Annotated in this window: 4 protein-coding genes and 1 tRNA gene; 2 read left to right on the top strand and 3 right to left on the bottom strand. The window is 68.9% G+C overall.

Annotated elements, in window-relative coordinates; translation table 11 throughout:
* Together AC08OV_RS23955 and AC08OV_RS23950 are read right to left on the bottom strand one after the other, a co-directional pair.
* Positions 1-741 (bottom strand): hypothetical protein (locus tag AC08OV_RS23955; protein ID WP_476620363.1); only part of this gene is annotated, 741 nt, incomplete at its 3' end.
* Between the two features lie 98 nt (positions 742-839).
* Positions 840-912, bottom strand: a tRNA-Asn gene (locus tag AC08OV_RS23950).
* A gap of 152 nt (positions 913-1,064) precedes the next feature.
* Between AC08OV_RS23950 and AC08OV_RS23945 the strand changes: the two genes are divergently transcribed.
* The gene (locus AC08OV_RS23945) at positions 1,065-1,361 is read left to right on the top strand and encodes a hypothetical protein (protein WP_476616033.1); all 297 of its coding nucleotides are present in this window, start codon (positions 1,065-1,067) and stop codon (positions 1,359-1,361) included.
* A complete protein-coding gene (locus tag AC08OV_RS23940) occupies positions 1,351-1,839 on the top strand; it encodes a winged helix-turn-helix transcriptional regulator (RefSeq protein ID WP_476620362.1) in 489 nt (162 codons plus the stop codon). Before AC08OV_RS23945 ends, AC08OV_RS23940 begins: the two co-directional genes overlap by 11 nt.
* A gap of 356 nt (positions 1,840-2,195) precedes the next feature.
* Here AC08OV_RS23940 and gltX read toward each other — a convergent pair whose 3' ends face one another.
* Positions 2,196-3,608: a glutamate--tRNA ligase gene (gene gltX / locus AC08OV_RS23935; RefSeq protein ID WP_476616035.1), complete on the bottom strand. Its 1,413-nt coding sequence runs from the start codon at positions 3,606-3,608 to the stop codon at positions 2,196-2,198.
* Between the last annotated feature and the right edge of the window lie 129 nt (positions 3,609-3,737).

Below are 3,737 nucleotides of genomic sequence, written 5' to 3'. Positions count from 1 at the left end.
GTCGACGTGGCTGACGATCGAGCCGATCGTGTGGCCGGGTTTGGCCAGCAGGCCGACGTCGATGCCGCGGGGGTCGTTGCCGTCGATGAGCATCACGTGGGCGTACAGGCCGGCGAGCAGACTGGTGTTGAACCGGACCAGCGCCGGACGGTTTTCGGCTTCGATCACGGCGAGAACGTCGGCGTTGATGTCCGTGATGACCTGGGCGGTGGAGCGGATCCCGGTCTCGTTGACGGGGCCGGTGACCAGTTCGACCCAGCCGATCCAATCCTGCCGTCCGGCTGCGTCGATCACAGCGTCCTTACCGGGGGGTTGGGTGAGGAAGTTCCCGCGGTTCTCGCGAAGCCGGGCCCACCGCGGCTGTGGATCCCGGCTGAGCTGCAGCCGACCCTCGCCGGTGCGGGTCAGGATCTCCATCGTTTCCAGGTCGGCGAGCATGTCGGTCTTGTCCTGAACGGTATAGACCTCGTGCTGGGCGAGGGTGGTGAACCGGTCGAATGCGGCTAGGACCGGTCGGCCTTCGTCCCAGGTGGGCAGATTCATCGCCCGGACCCGTTCGAACAGGTTTTCCACGTTGAACGACGCCAGTCGCACCGGCCACCCCCACAGCACCGTCGTGTTGGCTCTGCTGCACAGCGTGGCAATCTGAGGGGCTACTGTCGACCCACCGGCAGGTGAATCTTTCGTGATCTTGATGGTCCACGCGTGGCCGTGCTTGTAGTAGTTCTCTTGATCTTGCATCGATCAAGATCATAGTATGGATGGGTAAGGCTAAAGTGGTACTGATATGACTCGGAATTGATCTTCGGAAGGGATCAGGCCTCCGGCCTGGGCCTATGCTCCCGCGATAGGACTCGAACCTATAACCTGCCGGTTAACAGCCGGCTGCTCTGCCAATTGAGCTACGCGGGATCGGGTGCCGTGTACCTGCCATGTACCTGACGTCGTCAGCCTACCTGAGGTTCGGGCGGTCTTGGACGTGGGGTAGGAATCAACCCGACGACACAACGTCAAGCGGCCGGCGGCCATCCGCCTGCACGTCCCTCGGTCTCCTGGGAGGCAACATGCGTATCAGGCCCAGCGTCATCCTGGCCCTCGGTCTCGGATACGTCCTCGGCGCCCGGGCCGGCCGGGAGCACTACGACGCCATCATGCGGCAGGTCCGTGACCTCCAGGAGCGCCCGGAGGTCCAGAGCGCGGCGGGACTCGTCTCCGCGCAGGCGGCCACCTTCTACCAGAAGGCCCGGGACCTGCTTGGCGCCCACGCCGGGCAGTCCGCGACCAGGCTGTTCGCTCCCCTCGGCTCGCACAGCTCCAACGGTGTCGGATCCAACGGCGTCGGTTCGGTCGGTGCCCGCTGATCGAGGTACCCTCGCGCCGGAGACCCCGGAGACCACCGATGAGCGGTCCCGGCGGGACATGCTGATGAGGCAGGCGAGGCCGAACGGGCCGGGACGACCGCACGCCTCCGGTCATCCCGAGACTCATCCGGAGACTCCGGACGGCGCACCGTCCGCCCTCGCCGGTCTTGTGGACCTGTTGGGCCGGCGTTTCGCCCTCGCCGTCTACTGGAACCTGCGCGGGACGGCCCTGCCGTTCCGCGCGCTCGTGGCGCGGCTCGACGCGCCGCAGGCCCAGGTGACCCAACGCCTGCGGGAGCTGCGCGAGGCCGGCCTCGTCGAGGTGGACGAGGCCGGCGAGTACCGGCTGACCGCGCACGGCCGTCGCCTGCAGGGAGTGCTGGAACCGCTGGCGGCCTGGGCGGACGAGTGGTCCGGGCTGAGCCCGCGCCAGCGCACGCCCCGAGGATCAGCCACCCAGGGTCACGGTGAGCCCTAAGTCCGGTGGACTCCCGCTTGGCGGCAATATCCTGACATCACGGGATGGTCACTCTCGAGAGGCATTTCGTGACAGCAAGATCACAGCTTGTCTTGAGCTTGTTTTAAGGATCTCTTAGGCCCGGCGGGGTGTGCTGGTCCTTGTCGAACGCGACCGTACCTTGGCCACCCGGGTGGCCGCCCGGGTGGCTGGCGAACTGGAGCAGCCTCACCCACCAGAGGTAACCCCGGCTTCTGGTGGGTCTCCCCAGCCCGGGTCGCGGCCCGTCCCAGCCGTGACCCGGGCTCAGCCCTGCCCGCCGCGCGAGGCCGTCGTGGACCGGCGTGCGCGCGAAGCCGCCGTGGACCGGCGTGAGGTCAGCCGCCGGTAAGCCGTTCCCGCGCTTCGGCGAGCCGCCGCAGGGTGGTCTCCCGGCCGAGCACCTCCAGCGACTCGAACAGGGGCAGTCCCACGCTCCGCCCGGTCACGGCGACCCGCACCGGTGCCTGCGCCTTGCCGAGTTTGAGACCGTGCCGCTCGCCGACCTCGGTGAGCCCGGCCTTCAGCGTCTCGGCCTCCCATTCGATCTTGTCGTAGAGGTCGTGGACGTCGGCGAGCAGTTCCGCTGCCGGCCCCTTCATCGCCTTGGCCCAGGCCGCGTCGTCGATCGGTACCTCCGGCAGGAAGAGGAAGTCGACCATCGGCACGATCTCCGACAGCACGGAGACCCTGCTCTGCGCCAGGGGGGCGAGGGCGGCGAACGCGTCCGCGCCGAACGCGGCCGGCTCCCACGGCGCGGCCGGTGCCGAGAGCCAGGGCCGGACCGCCTCGATGAACTCCTCGACGCTCAGCCGCCGGATGTACTCACCGTTGAACGCCTTGAGCTTCTTCTCGTCGAAGAACGCCGGCGACGGCTTCACGTCGGCAAGGTCGAAGGTGGACTCGATCGTCTCCCAGGGCACGATCTCGTCCTCGCCGGGCGGGGCCCAACCGAGCAGCATCAGGTAGTTCTTCATGGCGGCGGGCAGGTATCCCTCGTCCCGGTAGGACTCGAGCGCCACCTTGTCGCGCCGCTTCGACAGCTTCTGGCGTTTCTCGTTGACGATCACCGGGACGTGCGCCCACACCGGCGGCGCGCCCGCGCCGAGCGCTGCCCAGAGCAGCTGCTGCTTCGGGGCGTTCGACAGGTGTTCCTCACCCCGGATGACGTGGGTGATCCCCATCTCCAGGTCGTCGACGACGTTGGCGAGCAGGAACACCGCCGACCCGTCGGCCCGCGCGACCACGAAGTCCTCGATGGTGTCGTTCGGGAACTCCGGCGTGCCGCGGATGAGGTCCTCGACGATCGTCACGCCGTCGTCCGGCGTGCGAAAGCGCAGCGCCCGGCCGGGACCCGGGGCGAGCCCGCGGTCCCGGCAGAATCCGTCGTAGCCGCGCTGCGCGTTGCCGGTGCGTCCCGCCAGGGCCTCGCGCGTGCAGTCGCAGTAGTAGGCGAGGGCCTCGGCGTGCAGCCGCTCGGCCGCGGCCCGGTGCCGGTCGGCACGCGATGACTGCAGCACCGGACCCTCGTACCCGCCGGGGCTGATGCCGAGCCAGTCCAGCGCGCTGATGATGCCGTCGGTCCACTCCGGCCGGTTGCGGGACGCGTCGGTGTCCTCAATGCGCAGCACGAAGTCGCCGTCGGCGCGCCGCGCGACCAGCCAGTTGAACAGCGCCGACCGCGCCCCACCCACATGGAAGATGCCGGTGGGAGATGGCGCGAATCGAACCCGTACCCGCCCAGATCCCATGCCGCGCAGCGTACAGCGGATCTCGACGGGCGAACCGGGCGTGGGCCGATGGTGACCGGCCGCGGAATCGGTCTCCCGGGCGGTCGGCCACGCCCCTGTTCAGCCGAGGAGGTCGAGGGGGGTGGTGGG

It is taken from the genome of Frankia sp. CeTa3Moorea, assembly GCF_978021225.1.
The sequence above is the reverse complement of the archived record's forward strand: the minus strand, read 5'-3'. Positions and strand labels throughout refer to the sequence as shown.